The following is a 17095-nucleotide window of genomic DNA, read 5'->3' as shown; positions in this document are numbered from 1 at the left end:
ATTCCACAGCAGATTCCCGAGACGCTATTATTCATATCCACCCCACTGACTGATATCCTCTTCGACGAATAGGAGCGCTACGAAGCTCGCTGAATAATCTTCATCCTCGACGACGCGAAGCCAGGCTCGACGACCAGTGACATTCTCCTCGCTGAGCACACGCACTGGAAATGCGGCCCCACTGCCAGCACAGTGTTGCAAACTCAAAAAATCACCAGAGTCATTTGACCAAAGTGCGCTTGCATTGCAAGATTCCAGTGTATTCGCAGGCTTTTCCAACAATCTGCAAAAGGCCGAATTAGCAGCAGTCACTCTTCCGCCACCATCAAAGACGGCCATCGCTACCGGCGATATTTCAAACCCTTTTTGCTTTGATCGCGCTAGCAGCGCGCCATCATTTAAACGACTGAATATAAGTCCACTCACCTTCAAGGCCAGCTGCCTAAGCAACTTAATTTCCTCGGCGTTGATTTCTTTGGGCTTGGCATCAATGGCGCACAGGGTTCCAATAGTCAAACCGTTATCGCCACGTAACGGAACACCTGCATAAAAACGGATATAAGGCGGACCTAGCACGAGAGGATTGCCGGCAAATCTTTCATCCATCAAAGCATCACTGACAACAAGCGGCTCTTCAGCATCCAGGGCATGAGCACAGAACGAGACATCCCGTAAAGTCTGGCAAGCATCAAGACCTACTTTAGATTTGAACCACTGTCGATCTCCGTCAACAAGAGAAATCAACGCAATAGCGACATCCAGACCCTGCGCCAGCTCGCTGGTAATTTCGTCAAGCGCGCTTTCGGCCGGGGTATCTAATATATCGAGTTGACGAAGGAAGCGAAGCCGCGCTTGTTCGTTTTGGGGGTACGGTGCAATAAGCATAGTCAAACACCGAAGAAGGCTGCTCCATCATACCCCCGCTTCCAAATTTTACCGTCCGTGCTCGCTTCTCAAGGCGAACCAGCGCTAGCTCGGCCGGTTTTGCTTCTGGGGCGCCAAGAACAGACCGCCCCTGCACTCGATATCGCTAGCGGCCTCAACAGCTCTTCTGGTCGCTCCAACAGCGGTTACGCTTTTCTCAAAGCGCTGGAGAGCTTCCCTCGCCCAGGCCCCGCCCGTGTAGGGCCATCTCGTGATTGCCGAGACATCGTGCTACGTGAAGGCTCTGCTTGGCTGATTGCATGGCTTGCCACATCGACTGCTCTGGCATTGCGGCAGGATCTTTAACCTTGCGGCAGCACTCCACCCGCTTCAGCGTGGCAACGATCTGACTTTCGGTGAACAACGGAACCGGCACTCCGTCCCTCAACAAGCGTACGCACTTGGACAATCACAGGTGCATCCACTTGAAGTGCGAGCTTTGCTCACGCTTGTCGCCAATGACATCGGCATGTAATTGAGCGCGCGCTCCCAAACCCACTTGTGCCGCGGCGAAGGCTTTGCCGTAGCGGCGGCCATGAGACCACCGTTCGCCTAGAGTTGGTCAGTGATCGGCACGGTGCGTTGTGCCGGCACTGCAGATAGTCCAGCACGCCGCGCCCATCGGACATCTGCATTGAGTCGCAATAGATCAAGGCGCCGGCAATTTCCCGGCCGCACAAAAAAAGGCGCCGTCGGCGCCATCTGACCTGCTGAATTAAGTGGTGGGCCGTGATGGATTCGAACCATCGACCAAAAGATTAAAAGTCTTCTGCTCTACCGACTGAGCTAACGGCCCACTGACCCGACTTTGCGTCGGGGTGCGCATTCTACCCTACACAGGCGTCAAGACGAAATCGCGTAATGCGTGGGGTCCTGAACGCCGGCGTCGGCAAAGCCGGCGGCGCGCAGCCGGCAGGCGTCGCAGTGGCCGCAGGCGCGTCCGTCGGGGTCGGCGCGGTAGCAGGACACAGTGAGGCCGAAGTCCACGCCCAGGCGTACGCCTTCGCGCACGATGTCGGCCTTGCTGAGGAACTGCAGCGGTGCGTGGACGCGCAAGCCGGCGCCTTCCACGCCGGCCTTGGTGGCCAGGTTGGCCAGCACTTCGAAGGCGCGCACGAATTCGGGGCGGCAGTCCGGATAACCGGAGTAGTCCACCGCATTGACGCCGCAGAACAGGTCTTTGGCGCCGACCACCTCGGCCCAGCCGAGCGCCAGCGACAGCATGATCGTGTTGCGCGCGGGCACGTAGGTGACCGGGATACCGTCGCCGCCGGCGTCCGGCACCTCGATGTCGTCGGTGAGCGCAGAGCCGCCGATGCTGCGCAGATCCACGTCGACCACCTTGTGCGCGACGACGCCCTGCGCCGCGGCAACGCGGACGGCCGCATCCAGTTCGGAGGTGTGACGTTGACCGTAGCGCACGCTCAGCGCGTACACGGCAAAGCCCTGCTCCTGCACGAGCGCAATGACAGCGGCGGAGTCCATGCCTCCGGACAACAGAACGACAGCTTTTTTCATTTCAGAACGACATCGACAACGGAAGACGCAAAGGCTAGCAGGGTCGGCGCCGGGCCGCGATGGCGAGCGGCCTGTTCGGCACACGCATCCGCCGAGACGACATGGCGCAGGCGCTGGAGACTGCTTGGTAGCCGAGGTCAGAATGCGGGCGCTAGTGCATCAACAGCGCGCCGCTGGCGATGACCAATCGCGCCTCGCCTACTTCCAGCGCCATCGCGTTGATCGACCAGCGCCATCCGTCACGACGACCATGCGCGCGCGTCCATCCGGCATGCCGTTTTCCAGGCAGATTGCAGGGCGTCTGTGAGGACCACTGTCAGCTACCGATACGACTCAAAGCACCACCTCGCCATTGCTTCTGAAGGCACACAAGCTGGTTGGTGCCGCGCGAGCACGGCAAACGTCGGGCGTTGCCGCCGCTGTGGAGACAGCCTCCTTCCGGCCATATCTGCGCTAACGCGCCTGCAACGCAACCGGCGTGCTCAGGAGGGCGGACAAAACGTAGCGAGCAGTCGTCTCAGCTGGGTGTGGGCGACGCACTCAGAACAGGCATGGAAGCGTGGTCGATGCCGCGCCGACCGCCGGCCGCGCCCGCCTGGCGGTGCGCGCAGTCGTTTTACTAGCCGCTCTTAGCGGCCCGGCTCGTCGTCCCAGAGAATTTTGTGCAGCTGCATCTGGAAGCGGACCGGCAGGCGATCGGCCACGATCCAGTCGGCGAGCTGGCGCGGCGTGACTTCGCTTTTGCTGGGTGAAAACCACACCGTGCAACGGCGGTCGAGCGCATGCGTCGCCACGATCTCGCGCGACCATTCGTAATCGGCGCGGCTGCAGATCACGAACTTGATCTGGTCGCGTGCGGTCAGCAATGCCAGGTTGTCCCAGCGATTGCGCGGCTCTTCGCCCGAGGCAGGCGTCTTGATGTCGACCACACGCGAGACGCGGGCATCGACCTCGGAAACCTCCAGTGCACCGGAGGTTTCCAGCGACACATCGAAACCGGCATCGCAGAGCTTCTGCAGCAGTACCAGGCAGCGCTTTTGCGCCAGCGGCTCACCGCCGGTCACGCAGACATGCCGCACACCATGACTGGCGACCTCGGCCACGATCGCGTCGATGTCATGCCACTGGCCGCCGTGGAAGGCGTAGGCGGTATCGCAGTAGTTGCACCGTAACGGGCAGCCGGTCAGGCGCACGAACACGGTCGGCCAGCCAGCCGCTTCCGCTTCGCCTTGCAGGGACAGGAAGATTTCGGTGATCTTCAATCGCGGCAACGGCGACTGGACGATCTCGCTGGGGACGGCGGCGGCGTTCATGGGCAAAGTATGCGCCGCGCCAACAGGCGACGACACGCGGGCTCAGCGCAGTTGCTGGCCAAGACGGATGGACTGCAGGCGTTCCTGGGCGACACGTGCTGCGTCCGAGCCCTGGTACTGCGAGACGACCTGCTGCAAGGTCTGCTGGGCTTCGTTGTTCTTGCCTTCGCCGTACTGCGACAGGCCGAGCTTCAACAGACCGCCAGCGGCCTTGTCATGCGTGGGATAGCGGCTGACGAGATCGCGGAACTGCGCCTCGGCAAGCTGGAAATTGCGGGTGGCGTAATAACTCTCACCCAGCCAATACAGCGCATTGGGGGTGTAGACACCATTGGGATACAGCTCGAGAAAGCTCAGGAACAGCTGCGACGCGTCGTCGTATTTGCCGTTCTTCAATGCATCGAACGCGACGTTGTAGGCAGTGCGCTCATCGTTACTGACAGCCAGGGTGCCTGCGTCGCCATGAACGGACGGCGGCTTCTCGGAAGTGGCCGCCGCTGCAGGCCGCGCGGCCGGAGCCGGGGCTGGGGTGACGCTGCCGGTGGCAGAAGGCAGCGGAGGCGTTGCGCCACCTGCACCTTCCAACCGGTTCAGACGTCCGTCCAGGTCCAGATACTGGTCCTTGGACTGTTGCTTGAGTTGCTCGTTGTCGTGCTGCAGCTGTTCAACGGTCGCTCGCAAGCCCTGCAGGTCCGAACGCGCCTGCTGCAACTGGTTGAGAAGATCGTTGTTGGCCTGACTATTGGCCTGCTGCTGCTCAAGCACCGCCACACGATCAGCGAGACTGGCTCGCTGGGCGTATGCCGGCGCGGCGACCACAAGGGCCGCCGCGACGAACAGAGATGTCACTCGAAAGCGCATCGTTTCTTACTGAGCCGTGTACACGATTTCGACGCGACGGTTCTGCGACCAGCAGCTTTCGCTGGTTTCGGTGCAGACCGGACGCTCTTCACCGTAGCTGACGACGGTCAGCTGGCTGGCCGAACCACCGGCAGCCTGCAGCGACGACGACACTGCGTTGCCGCGGCGCTCGCCAAGGCCCATGTTGTACTCGCGCGAACCGCGCTCGTCAGCATTGCCCTGCAGGGTGATGCGCGAGGACGGACGGTCGCGCAGGTACTTGGCGTGGCACGCCATGATGGCCTGGAATTCCGGCTTCAGGGAGTCCTGATCCAGATCGAAGTAGACAACGCGCTGGCGCAGGCAAGCATCGGTATCCAGGTCGCCCGGGCCGTACAGGCCAGAGGTGGCCGGGCCGGTGGGAACGGAGGAACCGGCGGTGGTGTCGGTTGCAGGAGGCGGAGTTTCCTTCACCTTCTTCGAGCAACCAGCCAGCACGGCAACGGACAACAGGGAGACAAGCAAGACGCGGGTGGACTTGTTCATGGGATACCTATGGAGGCTCTGGGCCAATGAGTGGTTTAACGCAGCGAAATATTAACATTAATGCGCGGTTCGGTAAGGCCCCCAAGCGGGTTCTCTCACATCACCATCGGCCAGAACCAGACGCTGGCGAACCCGAGCGTCGGCGGATACGGCGTAAAGCACGCCCCGGCCACCCTCACGTGCGGCGTACAACACCATGCTGGCGTTGGGCGCAAAGCTCGGCGATTCGTCCAGCGAACCCGGCGAGAGCGTGCTCCAGCTGGGCGAACCCAGGCTGCGATCCATCATGGCGATGCGGTAGCTGTTGCCACTGCCCTGCGCCACGGCAATCTTCTTGCCGTCGAACGACACGCTGGCGGTCGCGTTGTAATTGCCCTGGAAGGTCACGCGATTGGCGCTGCCGCCGCTGGCAGCCACCTGGTAGATCTGCGGACGGCCGCCGCGATCGGAGGTGAAATAGATGCTGCTGCCATCCGGCGCCCAGGTCGGCTCGGTATCGATGCCGAAGTGGTTGGTCAGCTGGGTCAGCTGCTTGCTGCCCAGATCCATCACGTAGATCTCCGGGTTGCCGCTGCGCGACAGCGCCAGCGCCAGGCGACGGCCGTCCGGCGAGAACGACGGTGCACCATTGATGCCGCGGAAGCTGGAGACCAGCTCACGTGCGCCGGTGGCGATGTCCTGCAGGTAGATCGAGGAATTGCCACGCTCGAAGCTCACGTAGGCCAACTTCTTGCCATCCGGGCTCCAGTTCGGCGACAGCAGCGGCTCGGCCGAGCGCACGATGGTCTGCGGGTTGTAGCCATCCGAATCGGCCACCATCAGCGCGTAGCGCATGGCGCCACCCTTGCCGCTGGCGGTCACGTAGGCGATACGGGTCCAGAACGCGCCGCGCACGCCGGTGATTTTTTCGTAGATCGCATCGGCCATCTGGTGCGACACATCACGCATCGCATTGGCACGCGCGGTCATCGCCAAGCCGAGCATGCGCTCGCCCTTGGCTACGTCGAACAGTTCGTACTCGACGCGATACGCGCCCTCGCCCGCATCCATCACGCGACCGACGACGATGTAGTTCTGCTTGAGGGTGCGCCAGGTCTGGAACTGCACCTCGGTGCCGCGGGTCGGCTTTTCGACGATCTGCGCTACCGGCAACGTGCGGAACTGGCCGGAACGATCCAGGTCGGCGCCGACGACGGCAGACACATCGGTCTGCGGTGCGGTGCCGGAGCCCTGGTAGGGCATGGGGATGACAGTGATCGGCGTCGCTGAGGCGCTACCGCCCACGATGTCGATGGTGAGCCCTTGCTGTTGCGCGAGTGCGCTCAGCGGCAACAACAGGGCGGTCAAGGCAGCTAGCCAACGCAGCGGTTTTTTCATGGACGGCTCGGATCGGGCAGGAAAAGTGTGCAAGGGATACCAATCAGCGAGTGAACATACTCGCAATCATGAACGAGACAACGTGAAAATGGAGCGAGCGGTCGAGCGGCGAAGCAACTTCGTCAGGCCTGATTCTGGTCGGGCGCTACCAGGCCGCAATCGACGCCGGCAAGACATTAAGACGACAACGCATTGACCCGGTTGTCACCCGGCGCCTCGTCCCCCGGTGCAGCGCTCGCAAGCTGCCGCACCGCGATCCACCCAACGATTACTGATCCTGCGCGGTGAATACGAAGGTCAAATTGCGCTGGAACACCGACTCGAACCCGCGATACGGCAGCGGCTGTGCGCTCAACACGGCAGCCTCGATCGAGCGCTGGCCGGCCTCGTCGTACGGGCAACCCGGCGCGACCTTGGCCTCCATCACGCTGCCACCGGGCAACTGACGGATGTTGATGGTGCACTTCTGCCCCGGCGGCACCGATGGCGGGCGCACCCACTGGGCAAGCACCTTCTGCTGGATTGCAGCGGCGTACTTGGCCGACAGGTCGGTACTGGTGCCGCCCTGCCCTGCAGTTGGCTGCGCACTGGTCGCTGCCGCGGCAGAGGCCTGCTGCGCGCGCGCAGCCGCAACCTGGCGCAGCTTCTGCTCGGCCAGCGTAGCCTCCTTGGTGGCCTGCTCACGCTGGCGGCGGATGTCGGCGATCTTCTTCTGGCGCTCGGCATCGGCAGCCTGCTCGGCAGCGGCCTGCTTCTTCTTGGCGTCGGCCTCTTCCTGCTGCTTGGCCAGGCGCAGTTTCTGCTCAGCCTCGTCCTGACGCTTGCGCTCGGTCAGGTCGATCTGCTCCTGGCGGCGCTTGGCTTCCTGTTCCTGCTTGGCCTTCTCTTCTGAAATGGCCAACGCATCGACCTTGTCCTGGTCGACCTTGTCCGGCTGGGCAACGCGTTCCTGCGCCTGTGCCTGCTGCTGCGTAGGCGCATCCTGCGGGCGCAGCTCCGGGATCGGCTGCGGCGGCGGCACACTTTCTTCCGGCGCGGGCTCGGGCAATGGCGCCGGCGGCGGGGGTGCTTCCACCGGCGTGGCCTTCAGCGCCTGACGCGCGACGCGTGCCTCGGCGGCGGAGACATCCAGCGAGGCTTCCATGCTGGGGTCGCCCGCAGCCGGTTCGACCGAGCGTTCGGGCGACCACAGCCAGCCGGCGATGAACACCAGCGCGACCAGAATATGCACGACCAAGGCCAGCATGACCGGTCGCAGCCAGCCATCCTCGCGCGCGCCCTGGGTGGGGAGTGCGTCAGCGTGCATCGCTGCCTGCAGTGCCGCCGGAGTCGGAGATCAGGCCGACTTTCTCGACCTTGGCCTGCTTGAGCACGTCGATGGCGTCCATGATCTTTTGATACGGCGCGGCGCGATCGCCAGCCACCACCACGCGTGCATCCTTGTCCTGCGCCACGATGGCGGCCAGCTGCGCCTGCAGCGCATTGACGTCCATGGCCTGCGGCTTGCCCTTGGGCAGCTGCAATGCCAGTTGTCCATCGGCGGCAACCACTACCACGATCGGGTCCTGCTTGCTTTCCAGCGCCTTGGCGCGCGAGCTCGGCAGGCTGACGTCGGTGCTCAGGGTCAACAGCGGCGCGGTCACCATGAAGATGATCAGCAGCACCAGCATCACGTCGATGTATGGCACGACGTTGATGTCGGATTTGAGCTTGCGCTTCTTACGGCGGGAAATACCGGAAATCATCGCGAAACGTTCCTAATTAATCCCTCGCACAGACGTGTGCGATCTGTCGCCAGTGGCTCGCCTGTCCAGGTGCTGCAGACCAGTGCGTGCGCATTGGCGCTGGACGTATCCAGCCGCCGCGCGGTGCAGGTTCCTGCAACGCGCGCGCACAGGCCAGAGAGCTTGCGAGAGAGGCGCATTACTCGTCAGCGCCAGCCTGGCGCTGCAGGATGGAGCTGAACTCGTCGGCGAAGGTTTCGTAGCGCACCGACAGCCGTTCCACGCGGGTGGTGAAGCGGTTGTAGGCCCACACCGCCGGGATCGCCACGAACAGGCCGATGGCGGTGGCGAACAAGGCTTCGGAAATACCCGGTGCCACGGCCGCGATACCGGCCTGCTCGCCGCTGCTGACCATGTCGTGCATGGTCACCATGATGCCGAACACGGTACCGACCAGGCCGACGTACGGCGCGGTGGAGCCGATGTTGGCCAGCAGTTCGAGGTTGCGCTCCAGTTGATCGACCTCACGGGTGAAGGCGGTCCGCATGGCACGCTGTGCGCCTTCGAGCTGCACGCGCGCATCCAGGCGGCGGCGATCGCGCAGCCGCGAAAATTCGCGGAACCCGCTTTCGAACATCGATTCCAGACCACCGACGGTGCGGTTGCGGTCGGTTGCCGAAGCGTAGAGCTTGGCAAGATCGGCACCGGACCAGAAGCGGTTTTCGAACTCGTCCGCCTCGCGGTTGGCCTGCTTGAACGCACGCGCCTTGCGGAAAATGATCACCCAACTGATGAACGAGCCGATCAACAGCAACAGCACGATGATCTTCACCGGGATGCTGGCGCGCAGGATCAGATCAACATAGTTGATGCTGCTGTTATGCGCCGCCGTGGCGGTTTGCGCCGCGGCCGCGGTGACTTCCTGCGGTAGTGCTTCCACTACCGTGTCCTGCAGGGCCAGGAGCAATGCAATCGACATCCGTTCGTTCCTCAGTAATCTGATTCTGGGGTTTCTAAAGCTTTCAACACGTCATACAGCGCATCGTCCATGCCGCGCGGGCGGAAGTCGCTGGTGCCGAGTGCGGCGATGCGCACCTCGGCAGTCAACAGCACCTCGCCTTCGCGACGGACCGACTGCGCAAACAGCAGGCTGGCCCGTTTGCATTTCAGCAATACCGCCGACACAGACAGCGCATCGTCGAGCCGGGCCGGCTTGAGGAAATCCAGTTGCATCGAGCGGACCGCAAACACCAGACCGTGCTCCTGGCGCATCAGATCCTGCCCGTAACCGACCGCGCGCATCCACTCGGTGCGCGCGCGCTCCATGAAAGCAACGTAGCGCGCGTGGTAGACCACTCCGCCGGCGTCGGTATCTTCCCAGTAGACGCGTGTCGGCCAACTGAATACAGGCGGGGAATCGGGAGACGGGAATCGGGAATCGGTGGTCATGGGGACGGATTGTTGGTCGAGACGGCCTGAGCAAGCGACAAGCGAAGCGTCATCAGAACAGGTCTCCCGGCTCGCCGATGGCGGGTGCGCGGTCGCGCGGCGGCTTCAGGCCCAGGTGCAGATAGGCCTTGGTGGTGACCATGCGGCCGCGCGCGGTGCGGATCAGAAAACCCTGCTGGATCAGGTAGGGCTCGATCACGTCTTCCAGCGTGCCGCGCTCTTCCGACAACGAGGCGGCCAAGGATTCCACGCCCACCGGGCCGCCGTCGAAATGTTCGACGATGGTGCGCAACATGCGGCGATCCAGCTCGTCGAAGCCTTCCGGGTCGACCTTGAGCATCTGCATGGCGGCCTGCGCCACCGGCAGATCGATATGACCGGCGGCCTTGACCTGGGCGAAATCACGCACGCGGCGCAGCAGCCGGTTGGCGATACGCGGGGTGCCACGTGCGCGACGCGCGATTTCGGCGGCGCCGTCGGGCGTGCAGTCGATGCCCAGAATCGCGGCCGAGCGGATCACGATGCGGGTGAGCTCTGCCGGCGAATAGAACTCCAGCCGCTGCACGATGCCGAAGCGGTCGCGCAACGGCGCGGTCAGCAGGCCGGCGCGGGTGGTGGCGCCAATCAGCGTGAACGGCGGCAGATCGATCTTGATCGAGCGTGCGGCCGGGCCGTCGCCGATCATGATGTCGATCTGGAAATCTTCCATCGCCGGGTACAGCACTTCTTCCACCACGGGCGACAGCCGATGGATTTCGTCGATGAACAACACGTCGTGCGGCTGCAGGTTGGTCAGCAGCGCGGCCAGATCGCCGGCCTTTTCGATCACCGGCCCGGAGGTGGAGCGCAGGTTGACGCCCAGCTCATTGGCAATGACGTGACTGAGCGTGGTCTTGCCCAGGCCGGGCGGGCCGAAGATCAGCACATGATCCATCGCCTCGCCGCGCGCCTTGGCGGCCTGGATGTAGATGTCCATCTGCTCGCGCACCGGCTGCTGGCCGAGGTAATCGGCCAGGCGTTTGGGGCGGATGCTCGCATCGGCGGCATCGTCTTCGCGGGTGGCGCTGCTGGCGATGATGCGCTGTTCGGTCATCCCGCCATCTTCGCATGCCGCGCGCGGGCGGCGCAGCCTCTAGAAATCAAGATCGGCCTGCCGCAGCGCGCTGAAGAACGCATCGAAGCTGGGCGCGCGCCAGGTTGGGACCAGCCCCTCCCATTTCTCGAAATAGACGACTTCCGGCTCGCCCTGCGGGCCGCGCGCGCGATAGTCCAGGCACAGCAGGCAATCGATGTTGTGGCACGACAGCACCAGCACCTGGTCCAGGCCGGCATGCAGGCACGCCGCCGCACTGAAGTCGTCCGGGTCTTCGAAGGCCGCGGCCAGGTCCAGCAGGCTGCCGATCTGCGCAAGCGGCGATAGATACCGATCCACCAGCACGCATTCCCAATCCACGGAATGCGCGGAAGCAAAGCGCGTGCGCGGCACCCAGCACCAGACCGTGTCGCCGCCGTCCTGGACGCTATACAGCCGCTTGAACAACGCCGGCAAGCGCACGCCCAGCCGCGCTTCGGCAGCGGCCAGCGCACCGGCATCTGCGGCCGCTGCGGTGTCGTTCCAATGCCCGGGGCCGCTCCAGAAGGTGCGCAATGCCGGTGGCTGAGGCTGCCAGTGCACCAGCTCGTTCTCATCGTGCTTGGCCTGCAATGCAGGCGACCAGTACACGACATCGACCAGCTGCGACAGCAGAGCGTCCACGTTCTCGAATACGATCAACCGACGGTTCCCGCCGGCATCGACATAAACCAGGGTGGGCTCGGCGCCGGGCACGGAATAATCCAGGCACAAGGCCCGGCTGGGTGAGCGGTGGTCGGCGGCGAGGACGATCAGGCGGCGATCGTCGCCACCGGCGGCCAGACCGGCAAATGCGTCGTCGCGGTAGTCCTCGCGGGCACGTACCTGCGCGAAGGAAAACAGCTCCGCGCTGCCAAGCAGGCGTGCACGCGGGATCAGCCATTCGGCGGTGAGCCAGTTGTCCGGCTCATCGAGCGACTGACCACGCGCCATCTGCACCGCGCCGCCGTCATAGCGCGCATACAACGTGCGTAGCCACGTCGGCAGATGCACCTCGAGCCGCGCTTGCGCGGCGGCGATGGCAGCCTCGCTCGCTGGTGCACGCCCGAGATTCAGCGCTTCGTCCCAGAAGGTGTCCAGGCTAGGCGAGCGGCCGTAGACCATCCACTGCAGACCAGCCACGCTCAGATCTCCACTTGCGCGCCCAACTCGACCAGGCGGTTACCGGGAATACGGAAGAAGCCGGTGGCCGGGGCAGCATTGCGATGCATCAACGCGAACAGCTTGTCGCGCCAGATCGGCATGCCGCGGTTGGCGCTGGCCACGATGGTTTCGCGGCTGGCGAAAAAGGTGGTGTCCATCGGGTCGAAATGGATGCCGCCCTGGTCGCAGGAGCGCATCAGCGCCAGCGGCACGTCGGGCGTTTCCATGAAGCCGAAGCGCACGTAGACGCGGTAGAACTCGTCGCCGATCGATTCGATCTGCAGGCGCTTATCTACCGGCGCATACGGGATCGGCAAGGTGTCGACGTTGAGGAAGATGTTGCGTTCGTGCAGCACCTTGTTGTGCTTGAGGTTGTGCATCAGCGCATGCGGCACGACCATCGGGTCGGCGGTCAAGAACACCGCCATGCCCGGCACGCGCGCCGGCGGGGCCAGCATCAGGCCCGGCAGGAAGCTGTCGATGCGGATGCCGTCCTTGCGGATCTCTTCGCGCAGCAACGCGCGACCACGGCGCCAGGTGCGCATCAAGGTAAACACCACGATGCCCAGCGCCAGCGGGAACCACGCGCCCTGCAGCAGCTTGGCGCCGTTGGCGATGACAAACGCCAGCTCGATGATGAAGAACACCACGCACAGCGGCAGCACCCAGTTGCGCCAGCGCGGCCACAACGACCGCGCCACCAGGGCCAGCAGCAAGGTGTCGATCAGCATCGTCATCGAGACCGAGATGCCGTACGCCACGGCCAGATTGGTGGAGCTGCGGAAGATCAGCACCAGCGCGATCACCATCACCATCAACAGCCAGTTGATGCCGGGCACGTAGATCTGGCCGATGGTGGTGCGCGAGGTGTGCTTGATCTGCATGCGCGGGATGTAGCCCAGCTGCATGGCCTGGCGGGCCACCGAATACGCACCGGTGATCACCGCCTGCGAGGCGATCACCGCTGCCAGCGTGGCCAGGATGATCATCGGGTACAGCGCCCAGCTGGGCACCGCTTCGAAGAACGGGTTTTTCAGTGCGGCAGGGTGATTGAGCACCAGTGCGCCCTGGCCCAGGTAATTGAGCAGCAGCATCGGCAGTACGAAGAAGTACCAGCCATGCCGGATCGGGCGCGCGCCGAAGTGGCCCATGTCCGCATACAGCGCTTCACCGCCGGTCACCGCCAGCACCACCGCGCCGAGGATGAACACCCCGTGCCAGCCGTGCTCCATGAAGAAGCGAATCGCCCACCACGGATTGAAGGCTTTCATCACTTCCGGCGCATCGACGATGTTCCAGATGCCGATCGCGCCCAGCGACAGAAACCACAGACAGGTGATCGGGCCGAACACCTTGCCGACCGTTTCGGTGCCGAAGCGCTGCACCATGAACACGATCAGCAGCACCACCACGGTGATCGGCACGATGAAGGGATGCAGGCTGGGCGCGGCGATTTCCAGGCCTTCCACCGCGCCCATCACCGAGATGGCCGGCGTGATCACGCCGTCGCCGAAGAACAGCGAGGCGCCGAAGATCCCGAGGATGCCGACCACGTACGCCGAGCGCGAGCCCTGTTTGAGGGTGCGCTGGGTCAGCGCCATCAGCGCCATGATGCCGCCCTCGCCCTCGTTGTCGGCACGCATGATGATGGTGACGTACTTGAGCGTGACGGTGATCATCAGCGCCCAGAACGCCAGTGACAGCACGCCCAGCACGGTGTCGTGATCGCTGGTCAACCCGTAGTGCGGCGAAAACGCCTCCTTGAGGGTGTACAGCGGACTGGTGCCGATATCGCCGAAGACGACGCCGATGGCGCCGACGACCAAGGCCATATGGCTGTTGGCAGGCGCGTGGCCGTGGCCAGCTGCGGGAGTGGAGGTCTGTGACATTGAGTGGGCAGGTTATCGCTGAAGGGCGTGAAGAATGAGAAAGGCCGAGCTCGCTTAACGCAGCGCGGCCTGGAGTGCCTTGCGAATGACCGTGGCGACTTCGTCGCCTTCTGCCCCGGCCTCGCGTGCCATGCGTGCAGCCTCGGCCGGCTTGTAACCCAGTTGCTGCAAGGCGACCGTGGCTTCGGACACCGCATCCGGACCCAACTGGCCGGTGATCGGCGCGCCGCTGCTGAAGTCGGCGGCGCGGTCGCGCAGCTCGACCACCATGCGCTCGGCGGTCTTCTTGCCGATGCCCGGAATGCGCGTCAGCGCGGTGATGTCGCCGCCGGTGACCAGGCGGGCAAACTCGTCCACGCTGACGCCGGAGAGCACCGCCAGCGCGATCTTGGCGCCGATCCCGGTGACTTTTTGCACGTCGCGGAACAGCCGCCGCTCTCCCTCGCGCAGGAAGCCGTACAGCGCGACGCTGTCTTCCTTTTGCGCGTAATGGGTGAACAGGATGACGTCGCGACCGACATCGGGCAGATCGTAGAAGGTGCTCATCGGCGCCTCCAGCTCGTACCCCACCCCGCCCACGTCGATCACCAGCCACGGCGGCTGCTTGTAGGCCAGGATTCCGCGCAGACGGCCGATCACGCGGCACCGCCGCTGCGGTGCCGGGATTGGGCATTGGGGATTTGGGATTGGCTGGATCCCTCGCTGCCGTTAACCACGGCCGCGCACCGCCGCATCGGCACAGCACGCGCGGACCCGCCTTTGCGAATCCCCAATCCCGACTCCCAAATCCCTGCTCTCATTTCTTCCGGCTCCAGGCCTGTTGGGTATTGACGCCCAGACGCTGCGCGGTGGCGCGGACGTGGGCGTGGGTGATGGCAACCGCCAGTGCATCGGCGGCGTCGGCCTGCAGCTTGCCTTTCAGGTTGAGCATGATGCCGACCATGTGCTGCACCTGCACCTTGTCCGCGCCGCCCTTGCCAACTAGCGCGAGCTTGATTTCAGTGGCAGCGTACTCGTGCACCGGCAGATCGCGCATGACGACCGCGCAGATCGCCGCGCCACGTGCATGGCCGAGCTTGAGCGCCGAATCGGCACTTTTGCCCATGAAGACCTTTTCGATCGCCACTTCATCCGGCCGGTAGGTCTCGATCAACTCGCCCAACCCGTGCAGCAGGCGCTTGAGCCGCTGCGCAAAGTCGCCCTCTCCCAGCAGCACCAGCGGCGCGTGATGCACATGCCGGCTGCGACCGCCCTCGTCGATGTCGATGATGCCGACCCCGGTGCGCTGGGAGCCAGGATCGATGCCCAGGATGCGGGTCATCGAGGGGCCGGGAATCCGGAGTCGGGAATCGGGAATGGGTAAAGCGGCCTACTGGCGTGCTCGACGTCGCCGAGCACCGCAGGATGCAGTCGTTTCGATTCCCGATTCTCCATTCTCAATTCCCGGCGCCTACGCGCCGAAACTCGATTGATCGACGTTCGAATACACGTCCTGAACGTCGTCCAGGTCTTCGAGCAAGTCGAGCAGCTTGCGGACCTGCAGCGCGGTGTCGCCGTCGACAGCGATGTCGTTTTCGGCGCGGAAGGTGACTTCGGCGTGGGCCGGTTCCAGGCCGGCCACGGCCAGGGCGTCCTTGACCTGGGCGAAGGCATCCGGGGCGGTCAGCACGTCGATGGCGCCGTCTTCCGGGTACACCACCACGTCGTCGGCGCCGGCTTCGATCGCCGCGTCGGTGAGGGTGTCTTCATCGATGCCGGCGGCAAAACTGAGCACGCCCAAGCGCTTGAACATGAAGGCCACCGAGCCATCGGTGCCCATGTTGCCGCCGCATTTGCTGAAGGCATGGCGCACGTCGGCCACGGTGCGCACGCGGTTGTCGGTCAGGCAGTCCACGATCACCGCCACGCCGCCGGGCGCGTAGCCCTCATAGCGCACTTCTTCGTATTCCACGCCTTCCAACTCGCCGGTGGACTTCTTGATGGCGCGTTCGATCACGTCCTTGGACATGTTCGCCGACAGGCCCTTGTCCATGGCGGTGCGCAGGCGCGGATTGTTGGACACATCGCCGCCGCCGGCGCGCGCAGCGACGCTGATCTCGCGGATGATCTTGGTGAACATCTTGCCGCGTTTGGCGTCGGAGGCGTTCTTGCGGCCTTCGATCGAGGGGCCTCTACCCATGGGTGATTCCAGACTGGCTTGGATGACAGGGCGCGGATTTTACCTGATTGCTTGCACTCACCGGGGCCGCGACATCCGCCAGCGGATGTTCAAGACGAAAAGCGGCCGCTGCGCAGGAAGGCCAGCGCCTGCCGGGCGGCCTCGGGCGAGCGCAACAGCCCGCTGTGGCTGGCGTGCACCACGCAGTGGTCGCGCAGCCCGGGCAGACGGGTTTCGGACAGCGCCACGGTACCGTCCGAGCCCTCGGCCAGCGGCGCCAGCCAGCGGCCGACCCCGCGCGGCACGCACCCGGCGACCTGGCCGATCTCGACCGGCCCGTCCCAGCGCGCAAACCCTTGCTGCAGCAGGGCGGCGCTGCGCCCCATCGCCCAGACGCCCCCGCGCCGGGCCAGCCCGCGCGCAGCGGCACTGCCACACAGGGGCGAGCCCAGGCAGACCACGCGGCGCACCGGTAGGTCGGGGGCATCGCACAAGGCCTGCAGGGCCATCAGCCCACCCAGGCTGTGGCAGACCAGCAATTGCGCGCGACTGGTGCGCAGGCGTTCGATCAAGCGCGGCACCGCCTGGGTCGGCCCGCCGAGCACGCTGGCATAGCCGAACAACGCAGGCGCCAGCCCATCGGCGCGCATCCGGCGCGCAAGCGGCAACAGCCAGTGCGCGGTATTCCAGATGCCGTGCACCAGCAGCACATCGGCGGTGGCGGTGGCCACGTGCTTGCGCGGACTGCGCCGAGGGATGACAGGGATGGCCGACGATGCGTTGGACAAGGACGTGGTTACCGTAAGGGAAGGTGAGCATCAGGCGATGTCTGACGCGCATGGGGTCTGCAGCACCGACTGCGCGATTGCGATCGCAGGTTTGCTGCGCCGATCTTGCGGCAAGCGCAGCCGCGCCTGGGCAGGACAGAATGGCTTGCCGCGCTGCCACGGTTAGGCAGGCCTGGCTTGGAGCGGCGAATACACCGTAGCGAGCGGCTGACAGGCGGGTGTGCACGGCGCACGGGAGACGGCGTGTACGAGCGACACATGCCGATTCCGCGCGGTACCGGCCGCGCTGGTCCG

The 17095-nt window shown here is 64.3% G+C and carries 17 protein-coding genes, 1 tRNA gene and 1 other RNA gene; all 19 read right to left on the bottom strand.

All coding sequences use genetic code 11. The annotated features are described in order from the left end of the window. Window positions 1–27: 27 nt before the first annotated feature. Window positions 28–885: a GAF domain-containing protein gene (locus tag RQH86_RS10025; RefSeq protein ID WP_115528668.1), complete on the bottom strand. Its 858-nt coding sequence runs from the start codon at window positions 883–885 to the stop codon at window positions 28–30. 759 nt (window positions 886–1644) lie between these two features. Then, window positions 1645–1720 (bottom strand) — tRNA-Lys (locus RQH86_RS10020). Between the two features lie 47 nt (window positions 1721–1767). Continuing rightward, a complete protein-coding gene (queC, locus tag RQH86_RS10015; RefSeq protein ID WP_311240202.1) occupies window positions 1768–2442 on the bottom strand; it encodes a 7-cyano-7-deazaguanine synthase QueC in 675 nt (224 codons plus the stop codon). A 629-nt stretch (window positions 2443–3071) separates the two neighbouring features. After that, window positions 3072–3755: a 7-carboxy-7-deazaguanine synthase QueE gene (queE, locus tag RQH86_RS10010; RefSeq protein ID WP_311240203.1), complete on the bottom strand. Its 684-nt coding sequence runs from the start codon at window positions 3753–3755 to the stop codon at window positions 3072–3074. A 42-nt stretch (window positions 3756–3797) separates the two neighbouring features. Further along, the gene (ybgF, locus tag RQH86_RS10005; protein ID WP_311240204.1) at window positions 3798–4616 is read right to left on the bottom strand and encodes a tol-pal system protein YbgF; all 819 of its coding nucleotides are present in this window, start codon (window positions 4614–4616) and stop codon (window positions 3798–3800) included. Between the two features lie 6 nt (window positions 4617–4622). Further along, window positions 4623–5141, bottom strand: coding sequence for a peptidoglycan-associated lipoprotein Pal (pal, locus tag RQH86_RS10000; RefSeq protein WP_039423449.1), 519 nt, complete (start codon window positions 5139–5141; stop codon window positions 4623–4625). Between the two features lie 57 nt (window positions 5142–5198). Beyond that, window positions 5199–6518 carry a Tol-Pal system beta propeller repeat protein TolB gene (gene tolB, locus RQH86_RS09995; RefSeq protein WP_311240205.1) on the bottom strand — a complete coding sequence of 440 codons (1320 nt, stop codon included), beginning with the start codon at window positions 6516–6518 and terminating at the stop codon, window positions 5199–5201. Between the two features lie 268 nt (window positions 6519–6786). Continuing rightward, window positions 6787–7824, bottom strand: a complete 1038-nt coding sequence (gene tolA / locus RQH86_RS09990) for a cell envelope integrity protein TolA (protein WP_115513620.1) — start codon at window positions 7822–7824, stop codon at window positions 6787–6789. Further along, window positions 7814–8263 (bottom strand): protein TolR, encoded by a 450-nt coding sequence (gene tolR, locus RQH86_RS09985; protein WP_005996094.1) that lies wholly within the window; start codon window positions 8261–8263, stop codon window positions 7814–7816. Before tolR ends, tolA begins: the two co-directional genes overlap by 11 nt. 178 nt (window positions 8264–8441) lie before the next feature. Further along, window positions 8442–9221, bottom strand: a complete 780-nt coding sequence (tolQ, locus tag RQH86_RS09980) for a protein TolQ (protein WP_005996093.1) — start codon at window positions 9219–9221, stop codon at window positions 8442–8444. An 11-nt stretch (window positions 9222–9232) separates the two neighbouring features. After that, window positions 9233–9691 (bottom strand): tol-pal system-associated acyl-CoA thioesterase, encoded by a 459-nt coding sequence (ybgC, locus tag RQH86_RS09975; protein ID WP_115513622.1) that lies wholly within the window; start codon window positions 9689–9691, stop codon window positions 9233–9235. A gap of 52 nt (window positions 9692–9743) precedes the next feature. After that, complete coding sequence (gene ruvB, locus RQH86_RS09970) at window positions 9744–10784, bottom strand: Holliday junction branch migration DNA helicase RuvB (RefSeq protein WP_104616847.1); 1041 nt, start codon at window positions 10782–10784, stop codon at window positions 9744–9746. Window positions 10785–10823: 39 nt separating this feature from the next. Further along, window positions 10824–11945, bottom strand: coding sequence for an SMI1/KNR4 family protein (locus RQH86_RS09965; RefSeq protein WP_311240206.1), 1122 nt, complete (start codon window positions 11943–11945; stop codon window positions 10824–10826). Between the two features lie 2 nt (window positions 11946–11947). Beyond that, complete coding sequence (locus RQH86_RS09960) at window positions 11948–13855, bottom strand: potassium transporter Kup (RefSeq protein ID WP_055849087.1); 1908 nt, start codon at window positions 13853–13855, stop codon at window positions 11948–11950. A gap of 54 nt (window positions 13856–13909) precedes the next feature. Beyond that, window positions 13910–14494, bottom strand: a complete 585-nt coding sequence (gene ruvA / locus RQH86_RS09955; RefSeq protein WP_055849084.1) for a Holliday junction branch migration protein RuvA — start codon at window positions 14492–14494, stop codon at window positions 13910–13912. A 157-nt stretch (window positions 14495–14651) separates the two neighbouring features. Further along, on the bottom strand, window positions 14652–15176 hold the full coding sequence (gene ruvC / locus RQH86_RS09950; protein WP_311240207.1) for a crossover junction endodeoxyribonuclease RuvC: 525 nt from the start codon (window positions 15174–15176) through the stop codon (window positions 14652–14654). 129 nt (window positions 15177–15305) lie between these two features. Continuing rightward, the gene (locus tag RQH86_RS09945) at window positions 15306–16034 is read right to left on the bottom strand and encodes a YebC/PmpR family DNA-binding transcriptional regulator (protein ID WP_311240208.1); all 729 of its coding nucleotides are present in this window, start codon (window positions 16032–16034) and stop codon (window positions 15306–15308) included. 89 nt (window positions 16035–16123) lie between these two features. Then, on the bottom strand, window positions 16124–16801 hold the full coding sequence (locus RQH86_RS09940) for an alpha/beta hydrolase (protein ID WP_311240209.1): 678 nt from the start codon (window positions 16799–16801) through the stop codon (window positions 16124–16126). Between the two features lie 184 nt (window positions 16802–16985). Next, window positions 16986–17061: non-coding RNA, sX9 sRNA (locus RQH86_RS09935), on the bottom strand. Between the last annotated feature and the right edge of the window lie 34 nt (window positions 17062–17095).

The organism is Xanthomonas sp. WCS2018Noco2-27, assembly GCF_031843525.1.
In the GTDB taxonomy this organism is placed as follows: domain Bacteria; phylum Pseudomonadota; class Gammaproteobacteria; order Xanthomonadales; family Xanthomonadaceae; genus Xanthomonas.
The sequence above is the reverse complement of the archived record's forward strand: the minus strand, read 5'-3'. Positions and strand labels throughout refer to the sequence as shown.

Bases quoted from the DNA above. Each gene is read 5' to 3' on its own strand.
- tolR (WP_005996094.1), bottom strand. From the start codon at position 8,263: ATGATTTCCGGTATTTCCCGCCGTAAGAAGCGCAAGCTCAAATCCGAC.
- ybgC (WP_115513622.1), bottom strand. From the start codon at position 9,691: ATGACCACCGATTCCCGATTCCCGTCTCCCGATTCCCCGCCTGTATTC.
- tolA (WP_115513620.1), bottom strand. From the start codon at position 7,824: ATGCACGCTGACGCACTCCCCACCCAGGGCGCGCGCGAGGATGGCTGG.
- ruvC (WP_311240207.1), bottom strand. From the start codon at position 15,176: ATGACCCGCATCCTGGGCATCGATCCTGGCTCCCAGCGCACCGGGGTC.
- RQH86_RS10025 (WP_115528668.1), bottom strand. From the start codon at position 885: ATGCTTATTGCACCGTACCCCCAAAACGAACAAGCGCGGCTTCGCTTC.
- tolQ (WP_005996093.1), bottom strand. From the start codon at position 9,221: ATGTCGATTGCATTGCTCCTGGCCCTGCAGGACACGGTAGTGGAAGCA.
- pal (WP_039423449.1), bottom strand. From the start codon at position 5,141: ATGAACAAGTCCACCCGCGTCTTGCTTGTCTCCCTGTTGTCCGTTGCC.
- tolB (WP_311240205.1), bottom strand. From the start codon at position 6,518: ATGAAAAAACCGCTGCGTTGGCTAGCTGCCTTGACCGCCCTGTTGTTG.
- queC (WP_311240202.1), bottom strand. From the start codon at position 2,442: ATGAAAAAAGCTGTCGTTCTGTTGTCCGGAGGCATGGACTCCGCCGCT.
- RQH86_RS09945 (WP_311240208.1), bottom strand. From the start codon at position 16,034: ATGGGTAGAGGCCCCTCGATCGAAGGCCGCAAGAACGCCTCCGACGCC.
- ruvB (WP_104616847.1), bottom strand. From the start codon at position 10,784: ATGACCGAACAGCGCATCATCGCCAGCAGCGCCACCCGCGAAGACGAT.
- ybgF (WP_311240204.1), bottom strand. From the start codon at position 4,616: ATGCGCTTTCGAGTGACATCTCTGTTCGTCGCGGCGGCCCTTGTGGTC.
- RQH86_RS09960 (WP_055849087.1), bottom strand. From the start codon at position 13,855: ATGTCACAGACCTCCACTCCCGCAGCTGGCCACGGCCACGCGCCTGCC.
- queE (WP_311240203.1), bottom strand. From the start codon at position 3,755: ATGAACGCCGCCGCCGTCCCCAGCGAGATCGTCCAGTCGCCGTTGCCG.